This window comes from Streptomyces sp. NPDC014623 (assembly GCF_043088245.1).
In the GTDB taxonomy this organism is placed as follows: Bacteria; Actinomycetota; Actinomycetes; order Streptomycetales; family Streptomycetaceae; genus Streptomyces.
In genome coordinates this window covers 216,582-237,265 of record NZ_JBIBZU010000013.1, presented here as the reverse complement: position 1 = coordinate 237,265, position 20,684 = coordinate 216,582, and the positions used below count along the sequence as shown (strand labels likewise).

Sequence of the window (20,684 nt, the reverse complement as noted above, 5' to 3'; positions counted from 1 at the left end):
GGCCGGGGTTCGTTGCATCCGTCGCGCACTCGTGGGGGTCGGGGGGGCTCGTTTGGCGTGTGCCCCCCCCCCCGCCGCGGGCTCGTCCCCGCGGCGGGGGGGGGCGGCCCCCCCCGGGGCCGGCCCCACGGCCGATCGTCCGGAAGGAGGGACGTCGATGAGCACGAAGGACTTCGTCGAGAAGGACTACTACAAGGTTCTCGGCGTCCCCAAGGACGCCACCGACGCCGAGGTCAAGAAGGCGTACCGGAAGCTCGCCCGGGAGTACCACCCGGACGCCAACAAGGGTGACGCCAAGGCCGAGGAGCGTTTCAAGGAGATCTCCGAGGCGAACGACATCCTCGGGGACCCCAAGAAGCGCAAGGAGTACGACGAGGCGCGCGCCCTCTTCGGCAACGGAGGCTTCCGGGCGGGTCCCGGCGGTGCGGGCGGCAACTTCAACTTCGACCTGGGCGACCTCTTCGGCGGCGCACCGGGCGGTGGCCAGACCGCCGGCGGCTTCGGCGGTGGCGGTCTGGGCGATGTCTTCGGCGGACTGTTCAACCGCGGCGGTGCGGGCACACGTGTCCAGCCGCGGCGCGGCCAGGACATCGAGTCCGAGGTGACGCTCAGCTTCACCGAGGCGGTCGACGGGGCCACGGTCCCGCTGCGGATGTCCAGCCAGGCCCCCTGCAAGGCGTGTTCCGGTACCGGCGACAAGAACGGCACCCCGAGGGTCTGTCCGACGTGTGTCGGCACCGGCCAGGTGTCGCGCGGCACCGGCGGCGGATTCTCCCTGACCGACCCCTGCGTGGACTGCAAGGGCCGGGGCCTCATCGCCCAGGACCCCTGTGAGGTCTGCAAGGGCAGCGGCCGGGCGAAGTCGGCCCGCACGATGCAGGTCAGGATTCCCGCGGGTGTGCTGGACGGCCAGCGCATCCGGCTGCGCGGCAAGGGCAGCCCGGGGGAGCGCGGTGGTCCGGCCGGCGACCTGTACGTCGTCGTCCACGTCGACGCCCACCCGGTCTTCGGCCGCAAGGGCGACAACCTCACCGTCACCGTGCCCGTCACCTTCCCGGAGGCGGCGCTCGGCGGCGAGGTGAAGGTCCCCACGCTCGGCGGGCCTCCGGTCACCCTGAAACTCCCGGCCGGCACGCCCAACGGACGTACGATGCGGGCCCGGGGCAAGGGCGCCGTACGCAAGGACGGGACCCGTGGCGACCTCCTGGTCACCGTCGAGGTGGCCGTGCCCACGGACCTCGGTGCGGACGCCCAGGACGCGCTGGAGGCCTACCGGAAGTCGACCGCGGGGGAGGACCCGCGGGCGGAGCTGTTCCAGGCGGCGAAGGGAGCTTGAGATGGACGGCCGTCGACGCAATCCGTACCAGCTGACCGACGAATCACCGGTCTACGTCATCTCGATCGCGGCCCAGCTCTCGGGCCTGCACCCGCAGACACTGCGCCAGTACGACCGCCTCGGCCTGGTCTCGCCGGACCGCACGGCCGGGCGCGGCCGCCGCTACTCGGCGCGTGACATCGAACTGCTGCGCACCGTGCAGCAGTTGTCGCAGGACGAGGGCATCAACCTCGCGGGTATCAAGCGCATCATCGAGCTGGAGAACCAGGTCGCCGCGCTCCAGCAGCGCGTCGCGGAGCTCTCGGCGGCGGTGGACGGCGCGGCCGTGGCCATGCAGCAGCGCGAGGCCCAGGTGCACGCCTCCTACCGGCGCGACCTGGTGCCCTACCAGGATGTGCAGCAGGCCGGCGCGCTGGTGGTCTGGCGGCCCAAGAGGCCGAAGGACTGAGGCGCGCGCCGAAGGCCGCCGGGGCCCGCTCCAGGAGTTCACGCTCCGGGGGGCGGGCCCTCCTTTCGCCGTTGTCGCGGACTCCTGGTCCACGATGCCCGAGCGCACCAGGAGCGCCCCGAGGTGGGTGCGGCTGCGGGCGCCGAGCGACTGCATCAGCTTGGATATGTGAGAGCGGCAGGTGCGGACGCTGATGCCCAGTCTGCGGGCGATGAGGTCGTCGACGTGCCCCTCCGCGAGGAGACGGGCGATGCTCTGCTGGACGGCGGTGACCGGCGTTCCCGGGGCCGCGACGGGCAACTGCTCGCTGTAGGGGGTCGCCTGGACCCAGAGGACCTCGAAGACCCGGGTGAGGTAGCGGACGAGGGCCGGATGACGGATCTCCAGGGCCGCTTCGTCCCCGGGCGCGGCCGGGATGTAGGCGACGGAGCGGTCGAAGACGATGAGGCGGTCGACGGTCTGTTCGACGGTCCGCACCTGGAGGTGGTCGGCCGGTATCTGCGCCACGTAGTCCCTGAGCCCCGGGCTGTAGCGGGCGGGGTGCTGGTAGAGGTGTCTGAGCCGGGCGCCCGAGGCGATCGCGGAGCGGGCGTTCTCCAGGCCCTGCTGCATGTTGTGCGTGAGGCGGTTGCCGCCGGGCTGCGCGGTCAGGACCTCCTCGGTGGCGCGGGTGGACGCCTCCCGGAGCACCGAGATGATGTGGGAGCGGCCCTCCAGCACGGTGATGGCGAGGTTGGGGTCCTCGTCGAAGACCGCCGTGAGGGGCGTCAGCGCCGCGGCGAGCGTGGAGGTCAGCCGGATCCGCTCGCTGATCTCGCGGGTGATGGGCTGCAGCAGACGGGCCAGGGCGGCGGACGGCTGGACGGGCCGCAGCCAGCCGCCGTCACGTGGGTCGGGTTCGACGAGGGCCATGTCCAGCAGACAGGGTGCCGCGGCGAGTGCGGTGCGGGGCAGGCGCCCCGCGCGCAGGGCCTCCTCGTACAGGCGGACGGCCGGGTCGCACAGCTCACGGGTCCCGTGAGGGTGGGCCCTTTTGGCGTCGTCCATGTCGGTTTGGAACCCCCCCACTTCGTGCACTGCAACAAGATGACGGTGGCCAAAGCCTAACGGCGGAGGGAGGCTGGACATGCAGGGGAACGGCCCGGCGAGACCCGGTGCGGCCGCGCCTCCTCCTGGTGCGCCCTGTCCGGGAGCTCCGGGATCACTGCTGGTCCAGGATGCCCGACTGTGCGATCAGATAGCCGAGTTGGGCGCGGCTGTTGCTGCCGAGCGCGGCATTGAGCTTGGCCACGTGCGCACGGCAGGTGCGTACGTTCATACCGAGGCGACGGGCGATGGAGTCATCGACGTGGCCCTCGACGAGGAGTTGGGCGATCGAGCGCTGAACACCCGTGATACCGAGCGGTGTCGAGGTGTACTTCACCTCTTCGAGCAGTGGTGCGGCTCTGGTCCAGAGTTGCTCGAACACCTTGGCGAGGTACTCCACCAGCCCCGTGTGACGCAGTTCCAGGGCGATCTGGCGGTCGTCCGTGGCGGGGATGAAGGCGACCGTGCGGTCGAAGATGATCAGCCGCTCGATGAGTTCCTCGAGCGTGCGGATCTCCACGTTCTCGTCCGCTATGAGCTCGGCGTAGGCGAGCGTGCTGGGGCTGTGCCGCACGGTGTGCTGGTAGAGCGTGCGCAGGCGCACGCCTCGGTCCACGACGGCCAGACCCCGCTCCAGGGCCTCGCTGAGGCGGTCCTGGCTCCGGCCGCCGCCCGGCTGGACCGTCAGGACCTCGGTGCGGCACTCGGCGGTGGCGAGGTCCAGGGCGGCGTTGATGCGGTTGGCGCCCTCGAGGACGGTGATGGCGTGGGTGGTCGGCGGATCCTGGGCGCTGATGTCCATGAACGGTTCGAAGGACTCGGCCAGCAGCACGGAGCGTCGCCTGCGCTCCAGGATCTCGCGTTCGAGCGGGTGCAGATGCTTGGCCAGCGCGGCCGACGGCGGTACGGGCCGGAGCCACTCGGGATCGTCGGGATCGGGGTGCAGCAGGGCGAAGTCGATCAGGCAGGGAGTCGCCGCCACCTCGGAGCGTGCGATGCGTCCGGAGCGCAGCGCACCGGCGTACAGGCGCCCTCCTTCTTCGCATAGTTCGGTAATCCCGTGAGGATGTGTCGGCTTTGTGTAGCTTGCGGTCATATCTCCACCCCCCAGGTTCCTGAACATGCAGGAACATGATGCATCGAGTCGGTGGTGTTCGAGTGCCTGGGTGAGACATCGTCTTTGGTGCGGGGGAGAACAATCCACAAGTGAGGACGAAGCCGATCATGTATAAGCGAATGCTTCGCTCGGCGCTTGCCGCCTCGTTCGTTGCAGCCCTGGGCATTGGACTGGCGGGCGGAGGCGACATCGCCTGGGGTGGGGGCGCTGCTGCGGCATCGGGCGACATCGCCTGGAACGTCGAGGCGTCTGCGCCGGGTGACATCGCATGGGGGATCCAGGCCGACCCGGGTGACATCGCATGGGGGACCCAGACCGAGCCGGGTGACATCGCCTGGTCCACTCCGACCCACGCCGGCTCATGACCACCCCACCGGACGACCGCACCTTCCGGCGGGAGATGGCCACGGCCTATCGCTCAGGGTGGCATTTCATCGATCTGCTCACGGCGCTCACCCGCCAGGGCGATTCGTTGATGGTCACCCTGTTCGGAGAGCCCATCGTTGTCGTGATGGAAACGGATGACGACATCCGTGCCTATCGCTGCCTCCGCCGACCGCGCGGAGCGCCGCAACCGGTTCGCTGTGCCGTGAGGTACGGCATGATTTTCGTGAATCTCGATCAGCGCGACCATGAGCTGTTCGAGCAAGAAGCCATTTCCGCCACCCCCCGCAGTGCCTGAACGATTCCCCCGTTGCTCCATGTCGTTCCGGCACTTCCCCCACACAGCGGCGCCATCGTGACCTGAACACGATGGCGCCGTTGTGCTGCCCGGAAAGCGCTTCGAATTCTCAGCCCTTTCCGAGAGCCCTGTCGACGGCGATCTCGATGACGACCCGCTCCGGATTGTGCCGCGGAGTGCGCTCGTAGCGCTCCGCGTAGCGGCGTACCGCGTCCTGGACCGCGCCGGGGTCCGTGCGGACGACCGCGCGGCCCTCCAGGGTCGCCCAGCGGCGCCCCTGGATCTGGCAGACCGCGACCCGTGCCCCCTCCGGGCCGGCCGCCAGGACGTTGGCGGCCTTTCTGGTGTTCCCGCCGGTGATGACGCGGGCGAGCCGTGTCTCCGGGTCGTACGTCACCCCGACGGGCACGACGTGCGGCGTGCCGTCCGGGCGGAGCGTGGTCAGGGTGCACACGTGGCGCTCCTGCCAGAAGGCGAGGTATTCGGGACCGGGGTCGCGTACGTCAGGCATGGGGTCAGCCTAGATACAGGAAGATTCGGGAGCCGGGGAGGCATCACCCTGCCCTTGAGTGGAATAGACTCAACTTTGTACCCGTTGTTCGAGTCATAGTTCCATGAAGCACCCGTACGAGGAGGAGACAGCGCCCGTGGACGCCGAGCTGACCAACAAGAGCCGGGACGCCCTCAACGCGGCCACCAGCAGGGCCGTCAAGGACGGACATCCGGACCTGACCCCCGGGCATCTGCTTCTCGCGCTGCTCGCGGGCGAGGACAACGCGAACATCACCGACCTGCTGGCCGCCGCCGAGGCCGACCAGGTGGCCGTGCGCGAGGAGACCGAGCGGCTGCTCGGTGCGCTGCCCAGCGTCACCGGGTCGACCGTCGCGCCGCCGCAGCCCAGCCGCGAACTGCTCGCCGTCCTCGCCGACGCCGACCGGTGTGCCAAGGAACTCGGCGACGACTACCTCTCCACGGAGCACCTGCTGATCGCCGTGGCGGCGAAGGGCGGCCGCGCCGGTGAGATCCTCGAGGGACAGGGAGCCGGTGCGAAGAAGCTGCTGGACGCATTCGAGAAGAGCAGGGGAGGGCGCCGGGTGACCACTCCCGACCCCGAGGGGCAGTACAAGGCGCTGGAGAAGTTCGGTACGGACTTCACGGCCGCCGCCCGCGAGGGCAAGCTGGACCCGGTCATCGGCCGTGACCAGGAGATCCGCCGCGTCGTGCAGGTGCTGTCACGCCGTACGAAGAACAACCCCGTGCTCATCGGTGAGCCCGGCGTCGGCAAGACGGCCGTCGTCGAGGGGCTCGCCCAGCGCATCGTCAAGGGCGATGTCCCCGAGTCCCTCCGGAACAAGCGGCTCGTCTCCCTGGACCTCGGCGCGATGGTCGCGGGCGCCAAGTACCGCGGCGAGTTCGAGGAACGCCTCAAGACCGTCCTCTCCGAGATCAAGGAGAGCGACGGACAGATCATCACCTTCATCGACGAGCTGCACACCGTCGTCGGTGCGGGCGCGGGCGGCGACTCCGCGATGGACGCGGGCAACATGCTCAAGCCGATGCTCGCCCGGGGTGAGCTCCGCATGGTCGGCGCCACCACGCTGGACGAGTACCGCGAACGCATCGAGAAGGACCCCGCGCTGGAGCGCCGCTTCCAGCAGGTCCTGGTCGCCGAGCCGTCCGTCGAGGACACCATCGCGATCCTGCGTGGGCTCAAGGGCCGCTACGAGGCGCACCACAAGGTCCAGATCGCCGACTCCTCGCTGGTGGCCGCGGCGACGCTCTCCGACCGGTACATCACCTCCCGGTTCCTCCCCGACAAGGCGATCGACCTCGTCGACGAGGCGGCCTCCCGGCTCCGCATGGAGATCGACTCCTCGCCCCTGGAGATCGACGAGCTCCAGCGTTCCGTCGACCGGCTGCACATGGAGGAGCTGGCGCTCAGGAACGAGAGCGACGAGGGTTCCAAGCAGCGCCTGGAGAAGATCCGCCGCGACCTCGCCGACAAGGAGGAGGAGCTGCGCGGTCTCACCGCCCGCTGGGAGAAGGAGAAGCAGGGCCTGAACCGCGTCGGTGAGCTCAAGGAGCGTCTCGACGAGCTGCGGGGCCAGGCGGAGCGTGCCCAGCGCGACGGTGACTTCGACACCGCCTCCAAGCTGCTGTACGGGGAGATCCCCGGCCTGGAGCGTGAGCTGGCCGAGGCGGACGAGGCCGAGCAGGAGGCTTCCAGGGACACCATGGTCAAGGAGGAGGTCGGCCCGGACGACATCGCCGACGTCGTCGGCGCCTGGACCGGCATCCCGGCCGGACGCCTCCTGGAGGGCGAGACCCAGAAGCTGCTGCGGATGGAGTCCGAGCTGGGCAGGCGGCTGATCGGCCAGAGCGAGGCCGTGCGGTCCGTGTCGGACGCCGTACGCCGCACACGCGCAGGGATCGCCGATCCCGACCGGCCCACCGGTTCGTTCCTGTTCCTCGGTCCGACGGGGGTCGGCAAGACGGAGCTGGCGAAGGCACTCGCCGACTTCCTGTTCGACGACGAGCGGGCCATGATCCGCATCGACATGAGCGAGTACAGCGAGAAGCACAGCGTCGCCCGTCTCGTCGGTGCCCCGCCCGGCTACGTCGGATACGAGGAGGGCGGCCAGCTCACGGAGGCGGTGCGCCGCCGCCCGTACAGCGTCGTGCTGCTGGACGAGGTCGAGAAGGCCCACCCCGAGGTCTTCGACGTCCTGCTGCAGGTGCTCGACGACGGCCGGCTCACCGACGGGCAGGGCAGGACGGTGGACTTCCGCAACACCATCCTGATCCTGACGTCGAACCTGGGCAGCCAGTTCCTGATCGACCCCCTGACCGAGCCCGAGGTGAAGAAGGAGCAGGTCCTGGAGGTCGTACGGGCCTCGTTCAAGCCGGAGTTCCTCAACCGGCTCGACGACCTGGTCGTCTTCTCCGCTCTGTCCGGCGACGAGCTGGCCCACATCGCGGGGCTCCAGGTGGGCCGTCTCGCCGGGCGGCTGGCCGACAGGCGGATCCGCCTCGACGTCACCCCCGGAGCACTGGCCTGGCTGGCGGTGGAGGGCAACGACCCGGCGTACGGCGCCCGGCCGCTGCGCCGGCTCATCCAGACCGCGATCGGCGACCGGCTCGCGAAGGAGATCCTCGCGGGCGAGGTCAAGGACGGCGACACGGTCCGGGTCGACCGGGGCGGTGACGGACTGACCGTGGGGACCGCGGCGGCGAAGACCCTGTAGACCCGGGCGGTGTCCTGTGCCCCCTCCCCGGCCGGAAGACCTCGTGTCCCGGCCGGGGAGGGGGCACACGCGTGTGCGGCCCCTCCCCATTGATGTGTCCATCGGGCACACCTCGTCGGGGGAACACCTGTGAAATCGAGCCGAAAGTTTCCTTAATCTGGCCGGATGCGGGAATCCCCGGTCCGGACCATTGTTTTTTGTGTCCGACCGATACATATCTGCGTCCTCGGCCGGAGCCGGAACGGCAGTTGTCCGGGTGATCGGGTGCCGCGCGGTATCGGGACACTCCGGGCCCTTTTCTTTTCCGCAGGGGCGTTCGGGGTGAATTCGGCAACCGGTAGGGTGCGCGCATGACGGAGCGGATACCCGGCGAGTCGAAGGCGGAGCCGAAGGATTGCAGGAGCGGCAGCCTCATTCGCCTGAGCGAATTTCGGACGCTGTGGGCGGCTTTTGCCCAGTCGGTGCTGGGCGACCAGCTGGCACGGGTGGCGCTGTCGCTCCTCGTGTTCGAACGCACCGAGTCGGCCGGCTGGACCGCGGCGACCTACGCTCTGACGAGCCTGCCCGCACTGCTGTCCGGAGTGCTCCTCTCCGGCCTCGCGGACCGTTTCCCCCGGCGCACGGTCATGATCGGATGCGACCTGGTGCGGGCCGTCCTCGTCGGCCTGATGGCCTTGCCGGGGACACCCTTGCCGCTGCTCGCGGGGCTGCTGGTGCTGGCGCAGCTCGCCGAGGCGCCGTTCGGGGCGTCGCAGGGCGCCCTGATGCCGGCCGTCCTGGGTGAGCGCCTGTACGAGCGGGGACAACGGGTCATGATGATCACCCATCAGGCCGGACAGCTGGTCGGCTTCGCCGTCGGCGGGGTGCTCGTGGTGTGGCTGGGCGGCCACCTCTCCCTCGGGCTGAACGCGGTGACGTTCCTGGTCTCCGCATGCCTGATCAGGCTGGGTGTGAAGGCGCGGCCGGTGGACCCGGGCGACGCGCAGCCGAAGCGGGTGCACACCCAGGTGGGCAAGGCCGCGGTCCTGATCTGGTCGGATTCCCGGCTGCGGTCGCTGGTCGCGCTCGGCTGGCTGGCGGGCTTCGTCGTGCTGCCGGAGGGTCTCGCCGCCCCGTTCTCCGAGGAGGCCGGCGGGAGCGCCGCCTCGGTGGGGCTCCTGCTCGCCGCGCACCCCGCCGGAATGGTTCTGGGCGCGGCCCTCATGGGCCGTACGGGCTTCGACGCCGAGCGCCGGCGCCGGCTGCTCGGGCCGCTGGCGGTGGGCGCGAACCTTCCGCTGGTCGTCTACCTCGCGGGCCCCGGGGTGGGGGTGGCCCTGCTGGTGCTGCTGGTGTCGGGCGTCTGTTCCGCGTACCAGATCACCGCGGGGGCGACCTTCGTCCTGCTCACCCCGGCCGGCCAGCGCGGTCAGGCGCTGGGACTCGCCAGGTCGGGGCTGACCGCGGTGCAGGGGATCGGTGTCGCGGCGGGCGGCCTGGCGGCGGAGCTGTCCGGGTCCTCGGCACAGACGATCGGCGGGGCCGGAGTCGTCGGCACGCTCTGCGCCGTGCTGGCCGCGGTTTCCTGGTCGAGGGCCAGGGGAACGAGCGGGGGGACGATTCCCCTGAGTGCGTAGGACCACCGGCCGCGATCGCGGCTAGGGTCGAAGCCAGGAAACCACGTGCGATCCACAGGAGTACCCAGCGATGTCTATCGACCCGTCCTCGATCCCCAACTTCGGAGGCCAGCCCGAACCGCAGGCGGAAAGGCCCGAAGGCCCCGTGGTCCCCGACCAGGACCTCGTCAAGCAGCTTCTCGAGCAGATGGAGCTGAAGTTCGTCGTCGACGACGAGGGCGACCTCGCCGCGCCGTGGGAAGACTTCCGGACGTACTTCATGTTCCGTGGCGAGGAGGAGCAGCAGGTCTTCTCGGTCCGGACCTTCTACGACCGCCCCCACGCCCTGGACCAGCGCGCCGTGCTGCTCGACGCGATCGACGACTGGAACCGCCGCACCCTGTGGCCCAAGGTCTACACGCACGCCCATGAGGGCGAGGAGGGCACCGCCGCCTCCGTACGCCTGGTCGGTGAGGCGCAGATGCTCATCGGCACCGGTGTCAGCCTGGAGCACTTCGTCTCCTCGACGGTCAGCTGGGTGCGGGCCTCGATCGAGTTCGACAAGTGGCTCGTGGAGCGCCTGGGACTGGAGTCCGCGGAGCAGAAGACCGAGGGCGGGGAGCCCACGGAGGCCTGATCCGGCGGACGGACGGCGCAGGTCCGGTCCGGGGCGCGGCCAGTGCGGCCGGCGCTCCGTCCCGGGCCTGCGCTGTTCCGGGTCAGGACGCGCGGAGGCCCTTCAGCCGGGTGACCGCCTCGGTGAGCACGTCCGTACGTTTGCAGAACGCGAAGCGTACGAAGGGCGCGCCCTGCTCGCGGTGGTCGTAGAAGACCGCGTTCGGGACGGCGACGACCCCGCAGCGCCCCGGGAGCGCCCGGCAGAAGGCGAAGCCGTCCTCCCCCGAACCGAGCGGACGGATGTCGGCGGTGACGAAGTACGTCCCGGCGGGTTCGTAGACCTCGAAACCGGCCTCCGCCAGGCCCGCGCCGAGCAGGTCGCGCTTGGCGCGCAGATCCGCGCGCAGCCCCTCGAAGTAGCTGTCGGGCAGGCGCAGGGCATCGGCGACCGCGTACTGGAAGGGGCCACCGGAGACGTAGGTCAGGAACTGCTTGGCCGAGCGGACCGCGGTGACCAGTTCCGGGCTCGCGGTGATCCAGCCGATCTTCCACCCCGTCAGTGAGAACGTCTTGCCCGCGCTGCTGATGGTGACCGTGCGCTCACGCATGCCGGGGAAGGACGCGAGGGGGATGTGCTCACCCTCGAGGACGACGTGCTCGTAGACCTCGTCGGTGACCACCAGAAGGTCCCGCTCGCACGCGAGTGCGGCGACGGCGGCCAGCTCGTCCCGGGTCAGGACGGTGCCGGTCGGGTTGTGCGGGGTGTTGAGCAGGATCAGCCGGGTGCGGGGCGTGACGGCGGCGCGCAGTTCGTCGAGGTCGAGCCGGAAGGCCCCTTCGTGCGGCCGGAGCGTGACGGGGACGCGGGTGCCGCCCGCCATGGCGATGCAGGCGGCGTACGAGTCGTAGTAGGGCTCCAGTGCGATGACCTCGTCGCCGGGCTCCAGGAGGGCGAGCAGGGAGGCGGCGACCGCCTCCGTGGCACCTGTGGTGACCAGGACCTCGGCCTCGGGGTCGTACTCCAGCCCGTAGTGCCGTTGCTGGTGCTCCGCGACCGCGGAGCGCAGTTCGGGGATGCCGGGGCCCGGTGGGTACTGGTTGCCGTGGCCGGCGCGCAGCGCGCGGACCGCGGCCTCGCGGATCTCCTCGGGACCGTCGGTGTCGGGGAAGCCCTGGCCGAGATTGATCGATCCCGTCTGTACGGCCAGGGCCGTCATCTCCGCGAAGATCGTCGTGCCGAACTCGGTGAGGCGGCGGTTGAGCAGCGGTCGTCCCTGTGTCATGGACGCCATCCTGTTCCGAAGCTCTGGAGTTGCTCAAGTCTGCTTTGGGCGCGGCGGGCCAGGGGAATCCAACGCCCACTCGAGAAGCGGGGACCTCGCTTCGGGGGAGAGAAGGATGTGAGGTCGATGGGGTTGTTCGTCTTCATCGTGTTCCTGGTGATCGTGGCGGTGGGGGCCGCTGCCCTCGTCACAGGATCAGGCAGCCGGAAGAAGACCCCGGCGGGGCGCGCCGGGCGGGCGGGCCGCCGGGGCTCGGACAGTGGCGGGGGAGGCGGCTCGGGCGGCAACAGCTGGTGGGCCGGGGACAGCGGCGGCGGTGACTCCGGTGGGCATTCCTGCGGAGGCGGCGGCAGCAGTTGCGGTGGCGGCGGGGGCTGCGGCGGCGGCAGCAGCTGAGACAGGCCCGCCCGTCCCGGGCGGGGCGAGCGCGTACGAGGTGTCCGGTGGAGATGAACTCCCGCCGGACACCTTTTTGTTGGAGTGCGGGAACAGGTGAACCGTCCTGCCCCCTGAGGGATGGAAACCGCGGCAAGTTGGGTAAAAACGCTGTGAGCACGACCTACCTCGTGATTGCATCGAAGTAGAGAACATTCAGCCCCCGGGCCCCAGTTGGGCCGGATCGGGCCCCTCCCCCCCCCACGTCCGCCGTCCGGGGGTGCCTCCTGTCCATGTGTCCCAGCGTGTTTTGCGGAGCCGATCCATGCTCACGACCCTTCAGACCGCCTATTCCGATACCCGGGCCGCCGATCTCGCATGGACGCTCGGGCGGGAGCCGCTGCCCGCACTCGCCGTGCTCGACCTCGAACTGTCGGGATCGAAGGTGCAGCTGAGGCTGCTCGGCGCCTCCCACCAGGTGCTGCTGGAGGAGGGGAACCGCAGGTGCTCCGAGACCGTCGCCTGTCTGCCGGGCAGCAGCGCACCGCTGCCGCTGGGTGTCGCCGAGAGCCTGGGTGACTGGGACTACGAATTCGCGGCACGCGTCGAGACGCTCTCGGAGGGATCGTTCGCAGGGCGGGCCCAGGAGCTGCTCGCGCTGGTGTCCGACCATCCGCACGGGCTGGCGGGGACGTTCCCCGGCAGTCCCCACGCCTTCACCGCGATGCTCGCGCAGCGGACGGAGGGGCAGGTGCGCTGGCGGACCTGGCACGCGTATCCGCAGGAGGGCCAACTGGTGGTGACCCGCACCCGGGTGGGAGCGCGGGTGCCGACGGCGGTGCCGTGAGGAGGGCGCGGACCCGTCCGGTGCGGTGCACGGAGACCGGGCACGCGTCATGTGTACTCGTGTGGGTGACAAACGGCAACCGGGCCGTCACGTAGCGTTCATTTCATGATCGACCAGCAGACGCCGTCGCGAGGGGGTGCGACCCGGCTTCCCGTGCGGCAGAGGACCGGCCGGTTCCTCGTGCTGGCCGTGGTCTTCGTCTGCGCCGCGTGCGGTCTGGTGTACGAACTGGAACTGGTGGCGCTGGCCTCGTACTTCATCGGTGATTCGGTCACGCAGGCTTCGGTCGTGCTGTCCCTGATGGTGTTCGCGATGGGCATCGGGTCGCTGCTCGCGAAACGTTTACGCACCCGGGCCGCCGTGGGGTTCGGGCTGATCGAGGCCGCGCTCGCGCTCGTCGGCGGGACGTCGGCGCTCGTCCTGTACGCGTCCTTCGCCTGGCTCGGGGAGCCGCGCTACGCCGTGGCCGGCTTCTCGCTCGTGATCGGGATCCTGATCGGCGCGGAGATCCCGCTGCTGATGACACTCATCCAACGGGTCGACCGGCAGGACGCGGGCGGAGCGGCCGCGGACCTCTTCGCCGCCGACTACGTGGGCGCGCTGGCCGGCGGGCTGGCCTTCCCGTTCCTGCTGCTGCCGGTGATGGGCCAGCTGACCGGGGCGCTGTTCACCGGCGCGGTCAACGCGGCGGCGGGCGGGACGCTGGTGCTGTGGGTGTTCCGGCGCGATCTGGGACCGCGCTCACGCCTGCTGCTGGTCGTCGTCAACGGAGCGGTGATCGTCCTGCTGGCCACGGCCTCCGTCCTGGTCGACGACTTCGAGCGGGCGGCGCGGCGCGCGGTGTACGGGGACGAGGTGCGGGTCGCGGTGCAGACAGAGGTGCAGGAGATCGTCCTGACCGGTCCGGGGCGCGGCTCGCTCGGCCTCTACCTGGGCGGCCGGCTCCGGGTGAGCTCCCGGGACGAGCACCGTTACCACGAGGCGCTCGTGCACCCGGCCATGAACGGGGCACACCGGCGGGTACTGATCCTGGGCGGGGGCGACGGGCTGGCCGCCCGTGAGGTGCTGCGCTATCCGGATGTCACGTCCGTCGTGGTGGTCGAGCTCGACCCGGCCGTCACCCGGCTGGCCCGCACGGACCCGGGGCTCTCCGCGCTGAACGGGCACGCGTACGAGGACCCCCGGCTGACGGCGGTCACCGGGGACGCCTTCGCCTGGCTGCGAGCCACGCACGACCGCTACGACGTGGTGATCTCGGACCTCCCCGACCCGGGGATCACGGCGAGCACGAAGCTCTACGCCGCAGAGTTCTACGGGCTGGTCGCCGGAGCTCTGGAGCCGGCCGGCCGGCTGGTGGTGCACGCGGGGCCGCCGAGCAGCAGGCCGAGGACGTTCTGGACGGTGGAGGCGTCGGTACGTGCGGGCGGCCTGGTGACCCGGCCGTACCGCGTCGAGGGGCGGGCCGGTGGGCTCGTGACGGGTCCGGGGCGCGCCACGGATGGGGCGGAGGAACCGCGGGACTGGGGGTTCGTGCTGGCCGCCCGGCAGACGGTGGGACGGCTCGGCATGGACCCGGAGGCGCCGCCTCTGCGGACGCTGGGGGAGCGGGAGTTGCTGGCCGGCCGGCGCGCGGCGGAGCGGGCGCGGCAGCACGGGGTGCTGCCGTCGACACTGGTCCACCCGCGGTACCGGGAGGAGCCGTGAGCACGGAGGCCGGGGGCCCGCACGGCCTTCGGGAGGCCGTCGGGGGGCCTTCGGGGGTGGAAGCGCTGACGGTACGGCCGGGGCTGAGTAGGCTCGGCGGTATGGAGCATGAGGTGTTCGTTCCGGTTCCGGTCTCGTCCCTGCGGCGGGCGCTGGGTGATCCCGCCCGCGTCGCGCGCTGCGTACCGGGACTCCAGCAGGATGCCGACGCGTCGGCGGGGCCGCTGACGGGACGGCTGAAATTCCGGGCCGACGGCCACACGATCACGTACCGAGGGGCGCTGACGCTGCGGCCCTCCGGCGGAGGTGACTCCTTCTCCGTCACCGGGGAGGGTGTGGAGGCCCGCGGTACGGGCTCGGTGAAGCTGACGCTGACCATCGGCCTGACGGAGACGGACGGTGGGACGACGATCGGATTCACCGGCACGGCGAGTGGCGACGGCCGCATCGTGGAGCTGGACGCACCGGTGGCGCTCAGTGCGGCGGAGCGTCTGCTGGACCGCTTCACGCAGCAGCTGGTGACGGAGTCGCTGGCGACGCGGGACGGCTCGCCGGAGGCCGGGGCGCCGGTTGCGGAACCCTCAGGGGAGGAGGCGTCGGGCGCCGAGGCCTCACGGGAGGAGCCGCCGGGAGCCGGCATGGAGTCCGTGTTCGACGTGCCCGTGCCGCCGTCCTCGCTCGACTCGCCCGCGGACATGGAATTCACCGTGCCGGACGAGCCGCCGGCCGAAGCCGCGCACGCTCGCCGCACCATGATCGGCCGCAGCACGGAGGAGGTCGACCACGCTCCGCCACGTGGCCGGTACGCCCCCGTGCCCTCGCCCGAGGACGGCACCGCGGGCCTCGCGCTGCGCTGGGCCGCCCCGGCGGCCGCCCTGGCGATCGTCTCGGCCGTGGTGGTGAGCAGAGCTCTGCGGCGCAGGAGGCCGTAGGGAGCCGTCCCACGCCAGTAGTGTCGGGGGGTGAGCAGAGTGGTGAAGAACGCACGGCTGAGCGCCGGCGACGTCGAACTGACCGTTGATCCCGTGCACGGCTGCCGGATCAGCAGCCTACGGATCGGGGGTACCGAACTGCTGCGCCAGGGCGAGCGGTACGGCTGTTTCCCCATGGTGCCGTGGTGCGGCCGTACCGGGAACGGTCTGTTCCGCAATGGCGGCGAGCTGCACCGGATGCCGTTGAACTCGCCGCCGCACGCCATCCACGGCACCGGCCGTGACACGTCCTGGCAACCGGCCCGGCAGAGTGATTCGGAAGCGGCCTTCTTCTACGATCTGGCCGACCCGTGGCCGTACGAGGGCCGGGTGACGCAGGCTTTCGAGCTGACCGAGGAGTCGCTGACGCTGAGCCTCGGCATCGAGACGTACGGGGACTCGTTCCCGGCGCAGGCAGGGTGGCACCCCTGGTTCCTCCGGAACCTCGGCGGCCAGGACGTGGAGATCGCCTTCGACGCGGCCTGGCAGGAGGAGCGGGGCGACGACCACCTGCCGACCGGCCGCCGGACCGACCCCGTCCCCGGCCCCTGGGACGACTGCTTCGGGATGCCTGAGGGCGTCGACGTGAAGCTCACCTGGCCCGGGCAGCTGGAGCTGACGGTCAGGAGCCGGGACGAGTGGGTGGTGGTCTACGACGAGCAGGCCGAGGCGGTCTGTGTGGAGCCGCAGTCCGGACCGCCGAACGGGCTGAACACGGCCCCCCGGCTGGTCACCCCGATCGAGCCCCTGGAAATCACGTCGACCTGGAGCTGGGCGCGGCTCTGACCCTCCGCGGCAGCCCTTACCCTCGTTGGCATGACTGACGTACGTGCTGAGCTGCTCCAGCAGATCAAGGACAAGGCCGTGGTGCACGGCAAAGTGACCCTCTCCTCGGGTCTGGAAGCCGACTGGTACATCGACCTGCGCCGGATCACGCTGGACGGCGAGGCCGCGCCGCTGGTCGGCCAGATGATGCTCGACGCCACCGCCGAGCTGGACTACGACTGTGTCGGCGGTCTGACACTGGGTGCCGACCCGGTGGCCACCTCGATGCTGCACGCCTCGGCGGCGCGCGGGAAGAGCCTGGACGCGTTCGTCGTCCGCAAGGCGCAGAAGGCCCACGGGATGCAGCGCCGCATCGAGGGCACGGACGTCAAGGGCCGCCGCTGCCTCGTCGTCGAGGACACCTCGACGACCGGCGGCTCGCCGCTGACCGCGGTCGAAGCGGTGCGCGAGGCCGGCGGCGAGGTCGTGGCCGTCGCCGTGATCGTGGAGCGCGGCGCCGCCTCGGCGATCGCCGAGGCAGGCCTGCCGTACGTCCAGGTCTACTCCGTGGCGGACCTCGACCTGGCCTGACCTGCGGCTTCCTCGGGCTGTTCCCTGTTTCACGTGAAACAGGGAACAGGAGCCGACGGGCAGCGTGGAGCCGAAGCGAGAGTCTGGGAAGATAAGGGCGACGATGACGTCGCCCCCAGGTCAGGGACCAAGCACCGCACACCCGCACATCCCAAGGAGCGGACAGATGCCCATCGCAACCCCCGAGGTCTACGCCGAGATGCTCGACCGGGCGAAGGCAGGCAGGTTCGCCTACCCGGCCATCAACGTGACGTCGACCCAGACCCTGCACGCTGCACTGCGCGGCTTCGCGGAGGCGGAGAGCGACGGCATCGTCCAGATCTCCACCGGCGGCGCCGAATTCCTGGGCGGCCAGCACAACAAGGACATGGTGACGGGCGCCGTAGCCCTGGCCGAGTTCGCGCACATCGTCGCCGCCAAGTACGACATCACGGTCGCGCTGCACACCGACCACTGCCCCAAGGACAAGCTGGACGGTTACGTACGTCCGCTGCTCGACGTCTCCGCGGAGCGCGTCGCCAAGGGTCTGAACCCGCTGTTCCAGTCGCACATGTGGGACGGTTCGGCCGAGACCCTCGCCGACAACCTGGCCATCGGCCAGGAACTGCTGGCCAAGGCCGCCGCCGCCAAGATCATCCTTGAGGTCGAGATCACCCCGACCGGTGGCGAGGAGGACGGCGTCACGCACGAGATCAACGACGAGCTGTACACGACCGTCGACGACGCGCTGCGTACGGCCGAGGCTCTCGGTCTGGGTGAGAAGGGCCGCTACCTGCTGGCAGCGTCCTTCGGCAACGTCCACGGCGTCTACAAGCCGGGCAACGTCGTCCTGCGCCCCGAGCTCCTCAAGGACCTCCAGCAGGGTGTCGCCGCCAAGTACGGCAAGCCGGCCGGCAGCCAGCCGTTCGACTTCGTCTTCCACGGCGGTTCGGGCTCCACCGCCGAGGAGATCGCCACCGCGCTGGAGAACGGCGTCGTGAAGATGAACCTCGACACCGACACGCAGTACGCCTTCACCCGCCCGATCGTGGACCACGTGTTCCGCAACTACGACGGTGTGCTGAAGGTCGACGGCGAGGTCGGCAACAAGAAGGTCTACGACCCCCGCAGCTGGGGCAAGTCCGCCGAGGCGGGCATGGCCGAGCGGGTCGCGGAGGCGTGTGCCAACCTGCGTTCCTCCGGCACGAAGCTGAAGTAAGCGGCTACGTCACAGACGTACTGACGGGTCCGGTCTCCCTCGGGGACCGGGCCCGTTCCGCGTACGCTGCGCGGGCTCGGCTCCCGCCCGCCCCTTCCCGGAACCGGGGCTCTGCCCCGGACCCTGTTCGCCGAGTGGCGGAGGGGCTGGGAGGCCCGGCCGGGCCGGGGCCCGGCCCCTCCCTTGGAGCCGGGCCCCGGCCCAGGCACACTTGAGCCATGTCCATCCACGAGAACCTTCTCGGGGGCCCTGCCCCGACCCACCTGCCCGACGACCCGGAGCCGCGTGAGCTGCTCGCGAGCGGCACGGCGCCCGCCGATGTCGCGGCGAAGTACCCCACGTCCTCGCTGGCCTGGGCGCAGCTCGCCGACGAGGCGTACGAGGGCGGCCGGGTCGTCGAGTCGTACGCATACGCACGCACCGGTTACCACCGCGGCCTCGACGCCCTGCGCCGCGCGGGCTGGAAGGGACACGGCCCCGTCCCCTTCGAGCACGAACCGAACCGTGGTTTCCTGCGTGCCCTGCACGCCCTCGCGCGCGCCGCGCAGGCGATCGGCGAGCAGGAGGAGTACGAGCGCTGCTCGTCCTTCCTGCGTGACTCCTCGCAGACCGCCGCCGACATCCTGGGCTGAGCCGGTCCTCCCGGCCTCCGGGCCCCGCGGGCCGCCGCCCGCGGGGCCCGGCGCGTATCCCGGAAGGCCGTTAGGATGCCGAGCAGGGGACCGGAGCTCCACCACCTCAGAGGAAGGGGCGGACCGCTACCCGGAAGCTCGTGTCGAGGAGACAGAAATGTCGACGATCCACCCCGACCCCGAAGCCACCGGTGCGGAGAACCCGCACCTGGACTTCGCGGGAACGACTCCGTACGAGGACTACGTCCAGGCGGACGTCCTGACCCACCTCCAGCACCTGCGCTCGGACGATCCCGGCGAGATGGTCTTCCTGGTCACCACCCAGGTCATGGAGCTGTGGTTCACGGTCATCGTCCATGAGTGGGAGACGGCGGCGCACGCCCTGCGCGAGGACCGCGTACCGGCCGCCCGTGACGCCCTGAAGCGCTCGCTGCGGGAGCTGGAGGCGCTGAACGCCTCCTGGAAGCCGCTCGCCGGACTCACTCCCGCCCAGTTCAACTCCTACCGGGGATCCCTCGGCGAGGGCTCCGGCTTCCAGTCGGCGATGTACCGGCGGATGGAATTCCTGCTGGGCGACAAGTCCGCCTCCATGCTCGTGCCGCACCGGGGTGCCCCCCGGGTGCACGCCGAGCTGGAGAAGGCGCTCCACGAGCCCGGCCTGTACGACGAGACGCTCGCCCTGCTCGCCCGCCGCGGGTACGCCGTGCCTCAGGCGGTGCTCGAGAGGGACCTGTCGCAGAAGTACGAGCCGTCTCCCGCGGTCGAGGCGGTCTGGGCGGAGATCTACGCCAACCCCGACCAGAACGACGAGCTCGTACGGCTCGGCGAGGTGCTGACCGATGTCGGCGAGCTGGTGTGGCGCTGGCGCAACGACCATCTGACCGCCACCCGCCGTGCGATGGGGTCCAAGACGGGAACCGGTGGATCGGCCGGGGTCGCCTGGCTGGAGAAGCGGGCCACCAAGAGCGTGTTCCCCGAACTGTGGACGGCGCGTAGCCATGTCTGACTTCAAGGAGCGCGCCGAGGCGCTCGACACCGCCGACGAACTGGCCGCACTGCGCGAGCTGTTCGTCCTCGACGACACCGTCTACCTGGACGGGAACTCGCTGGGCGCGCTGCCCCGCCACGTCCCCGCGCGCATGCAGGACGTCATCACCCGTGAGTGGGGCGCGCTGCGCATCCGCTCCTGGGACGAGAGCGGCTGGTGGACCGCGCCCGAGCGGATCGGTGACCGGATCGCCCCGCTGGTCGGGGCGGCCGCCGGGCAGATCGTGGTGGGTGACTCCACCAGCGTGAACGTCTTCAAGGCCGTCGTCGCCGCGGCCCGCCTCGCGGGTGACGGGCGCGACGAGATCCTCGTCGACGCGTCGACCTTCCCCACGGACGGGTACATCGCCGGGTCGGCGTCCCGCATGACGGGCCACCGCGTCGTGCCGGTCGCCCCCTCCGGCGTACCGGCCGCGCTCGGCCCCCGTACGGCGGCGGTCCTCCTCAACCACGTCGACTACCGCACGGGCAGGCTCCACGACCTGCCGGGTCTCACCGCCGCCGCCCACGGGGCCGGTGCGCTCGCGGTCTGGGACCTGTGCCACAGCGCGGGCGCCCTGCCCGTGGGCCTCGACGCGCACGGTGTCGACCTGGCCGTCGGCTGCACGTACAAGTACCTCAACGGAGGGCCGGGTTCGCCGGCCTATCTGTACGTCGCCGAGCGGCACCAGACGGCTTTCGACTCGCCCCTGCCCGGATGGACCTCGCACGCCGACCCGTTCGCGATGACGCCCGGATACGAGCCCGCGGGCGGCTCCGTGCGGGGCCGGGTCGGTACTCCGGACATCCTGTCCATGCTGGCGCTGGAAGCGGCGCTGGACGTGTGGGACGGCGTATCGGTGGACGCCGTGCGGGCCAAGTCCCTGGCGCTGACGGACTTCTTCCTGGAGTGCGTGGCCGCATACGTCCCCGAGGGCCGGATCGCACCGGTCACCCCGGCCGCCCACGCGGAGCGCGGCAGCCAGGTCTCGCTGCGGTGCGACGACGCGGAAGAGGTGATGCGCGCGCTCATCGAGCGTGGCGTGGTCGGCGATCTGCGCCGCCCGGACGTCCTGCGCTTCGGTTTCACCCCGTTGTACACCGGTTTCGCCGACGCGGAGCGGGCGGCGCGGACCCTCGCGGACGTGCTGGCGGTCTGAGCGCC

At 70.8% G+C, this 20,684-nt stretch carries 20 protein-coding genes and 1 pseudogene; 17 read left to right on the top strand and 4 right to left on the bottom strand.

The annotated features are described in order from the left end of the window. Positions 1-157: 157 nt before the first annotated feature. The gene (gene dnaJ, locus ACF1FZ_RS22135) at positions 158-1,336 is read left to right on the top strand and encodes a molecular chaperone DnaJ (RefSeq protein WP_391775102.1); all 1,179 of its coding nucleotides are present in this window, start codon (positions 158-160) and stop codon (positions 1,334-1,336) included. A 1-nt stretch (position 1,337) separates the two neighbouring features. Beyond that, complete coding sequence (locus ACF1FZ_RS22130) at positions 1,338-1,784, top strand: heat shock protein transcriptional repressor HspR (protein WP_033296623.1); 447 nt, start codon at positions 1,338-1,340, stop codon at positions 1,782-1,784. A gap of 48 nt (positions 1,785-1,832) precedes the next feature. Here the strand turns inward: ACF1FZ_RS22130 and ACF1FZ_RS22125 are convergent. Beyond that, positions 1,833-2,831: pseudogene (locus ACF1FZ_RS22125) on the bottom strand (LuxR C-terminal-related transcriptional regulator); the annotation flags it as partial. A 154-nt stretch (positions 2,832-2,985) separates the two neighbouring features. Next, on the bottom strand, positions 2,986-3,993 hold the full coding sequence (locus ACF1FZ_RS22120; protein WP_391775101.1) for a helix-turn-helix transcriptional regulator: 1,008 nt from the start codon (positions 3,991-3,993) through the stop codon (positions 2,986-2,988). Between the two features lie 101 nt (positions 3,994-4,094). Here ACF1FZ_RS22120 and ACF1FZ_RS22115 point away from each other — a divergent pair, with 101 nt between their 5' ends. Further along, on the top strand, positions 4,095-4,352 hold the full coding sequence (locus tag ACF1FZ_RS22115; RefSeq protein ID WP_391775100.1) for a 5'-nucleotidase: 258 nt from the start codon (positions 4,095-4,097) through the stop codon (positions 4,350-4,352). Further along, positions 4,349-4,669, top strand: coding sequence for a (2Fe-2S)-binding protein (locus ACF1FZ_RS22110; RefSeq protein ID WP_033296620.1), 321 nt, complete (start codon positions 4,349-4,351; stop codon positions 4,667-4,669). The genes ACF1FZ_RS22115 and ACF1FZ_RS22110 overlap by 4 nt, the downstream gene beginning before the upstream one ends. Before the next feature lie 109 nt (positions 4,670-4,778). Here ACF1FZ_RS22110 and ACF1FZ_RS22105 read toward each other — a convergent pair whose 3' ends face one another. Then, complete coding sequence (locus ACF1FZ_RS22105; RefSeq protein ID WP_391775099.1) at positions 4,779-5,180, bottom strand: pyridoxamine 5'-phosphate oxidase family protein; 402 nt, start codon at positions 5,178-5,180, stop codon at positions 4,779-4,781. A 136-nt stretch (positions 5,181-5,316) separates the two neighbouring features. Between ACF1FZ_RS22105 and clpB the strand changes: the two genes are divergently transcribed. From clpB to ACF1FZ_RS22090, 3 genes are all read left to right on the top strand, one after another. Then, positions 5,317-7,914: an ATP-dependent chaperone ClpB gene (gene clpB, locus ACF1FZ_RS22100; protein WP_391775112.1), complete on the top strand. Its 2,598-nt coding sequence runs from the start codon at positions 5,317-5,319 to the stop codon at positions 7,912-7,914. Positions 7,915-8,264: 350 nt separating this feature from the next. After that, positions 8,265-9,530 (top strand): MFS transporter, encoded by a 1,266-nt coding sequence (locus ACF1FZ_RS22095; RefSeq protein ID WP_391775098.1) that lies wholly within the window; start codon positions 8,265-8,267, stop codon positions 9,528-9,530. A gap of 70 nt (positions 9,531-9,600) precedes the next feature. Beyond that, on the top strand, positions 9,601-10,146 hold the full coding sequence (locus ACF1FZ_RS22090) for a YbjN domain-containing protein (protein WP_391775097.1): 546 nt from the start codon (positions 9,601-9,603) through the stop codon (positions 10,144-10,146). Positions 10,147-10,228: 82 nt separating this feature from the next. Here ACF1FZ_RS22090 and ACF1FZ_RS22085 read toward each other — a convergent pair whose 3' ends face one another. Continuing rightward, a complete protein-coding gene (locus ACF1FZ_RS22085; protein WP_391775096.1) occupies positions 10,229-11,410 on the bottom strand; it encodes a pyridoxal phosphate-dependent aminotransferase in 1,182 nt (393 codons plus the stop codon). A 126-nt stretch (positions 11,411-11,536) separates the two neighbouring features. On the opposite strand from ACF1FZ_RS22085, the gene ACF1FZ_RS22080 reads away from it, so the two are divergent. The 10 genes from ACF1FZ_RS22080 (at position 11,537) to kynU (ending at position 20,679) form a co-directional block, all read left to right on the top strand. Then, on the top strand, positions 11,537-11,806 hold the full coding sequence (locus tag ACF1FZ_RS22080) for a hypothetical protein (protein WP_391775095.1): 270 nt from the start codon (positions 11,537-11,539) through the stop codon (positions 11,804-11,806). Positions 11,807-12,110: 304 nt separating this feature from the next. Then, the gene (locus tag ACF1FZ_RS22075; RefSeq protein ID WP_391775094.1) at positions 12,111-12,632 is read left to right on the top strand and encodes a DUF2617 family protein; all 522 of its coding nucleotides are present in this window, start codon (positions 12,111-12,113) and stop codon (positions 12,630-12,632) included. A gap of 105 nt (positions 12,633-12,737) precedes the next feature. Further along, complete coding sequence (locus ACF1FZ_RS22070; RefSeq protein ID WP_391775093.1) at positions 12,738-14,336, top strand: polyamine aminopropyltransferase; 1,599 nt, start codon at positions 12,738-12,740, stop codon at positions 14,334-14,336. A gap of 101 nt (positions 14,337-14,437) precedes the next feature. After that, positions 14,438-15,268 carry an SRPBCC family protein gene (locus ACF1FZ_RS22065; protein ID WP_391775092.1) on the top strand — a complete coding sequence of 277 codons (831 nt, stop codon included), beginning with the start codon at positions 14,438-14,440 and terminating at the stop codon, positions 15,266-15,268. A gap of 30 nt (positions 15,269-15,298) precedes the next feature. Continuing rightward, positions 15,299-16,093, top strand: coding sequence for an aldose 1-epimerase (locus ACF1FZ_RS22060; protein ID WP_391775091.1), 795 nt, complete (start codon positions 15,299-15,301; stop codon positions 16,091-16,093). 30 nt (positions 16,094-16,123) lie between these two features. Beyond that, positions 16,124-16,663, top strand: coding sequence for an orotate phosphoribosyltransferase (pyrE, locus tag ACF1FZ_RS22055; RefSeq protein ID WP_391775090.1), 540 nt, complete (start codon positions 16,124-16,126; stop codon positions 16,661-16,663). Between the two features lie 166 nt (positions 16,664-16,829). Then, a complete protein-coding gene (gene fbaA / locus ACF1FZ_RS22050; protein WP_391775089.1) occupies positions 16,830-17,861 on the top strand; it encodes a class II fructose-bisphosphate aldolase in 1,032 nt (343 codons plus the stop codon). 218 nt (positions 17,862-18,079) lie between these two features. After that, the gene (locus ACF1FZ_RS22045) at positions 18,080-18,493 is read left to right on the top strand and encodes a DUF3151 domain-containing protein (RefSeq protein ID WP_033296606.1); all 414 of its coding nucleotides are present in this window, start codon (positions 18,080-18,082) and stop codon (positions 18,491-18,493) included. A 157-nt stretch (positions 18,494-18,650) separates the two neighbouring features. Further along, positions 18,651-19,499 (top strand): tryptophan 2,3-dioxygenase family protein, encoded by an 849-nt coding sequence (locus tag ACF1FZ_RS22040; RefSeq protein WP_391775088.1) that lies wholly within the window; start codon positions 18,651-18,653, stop codon positions 19,497-19,499. Further along, positions 19,492-20,679 (top strand): kynureninase, encoded by a 1,188-nt coding sequence (gene kynU, locus ACF1FZ_RS22035; RefSeq protein ID WP_391775087.1) that lies wholly within the window; start codon positions 19,492-19,494, stop codon positions 20,677-20,679. Before ACF1FZ_RS22040 ends, kynU begins: the two co-directional genes overlap by 8 nt. Positions 20,680-20,684: the final 5 nt, after the last annotated feature.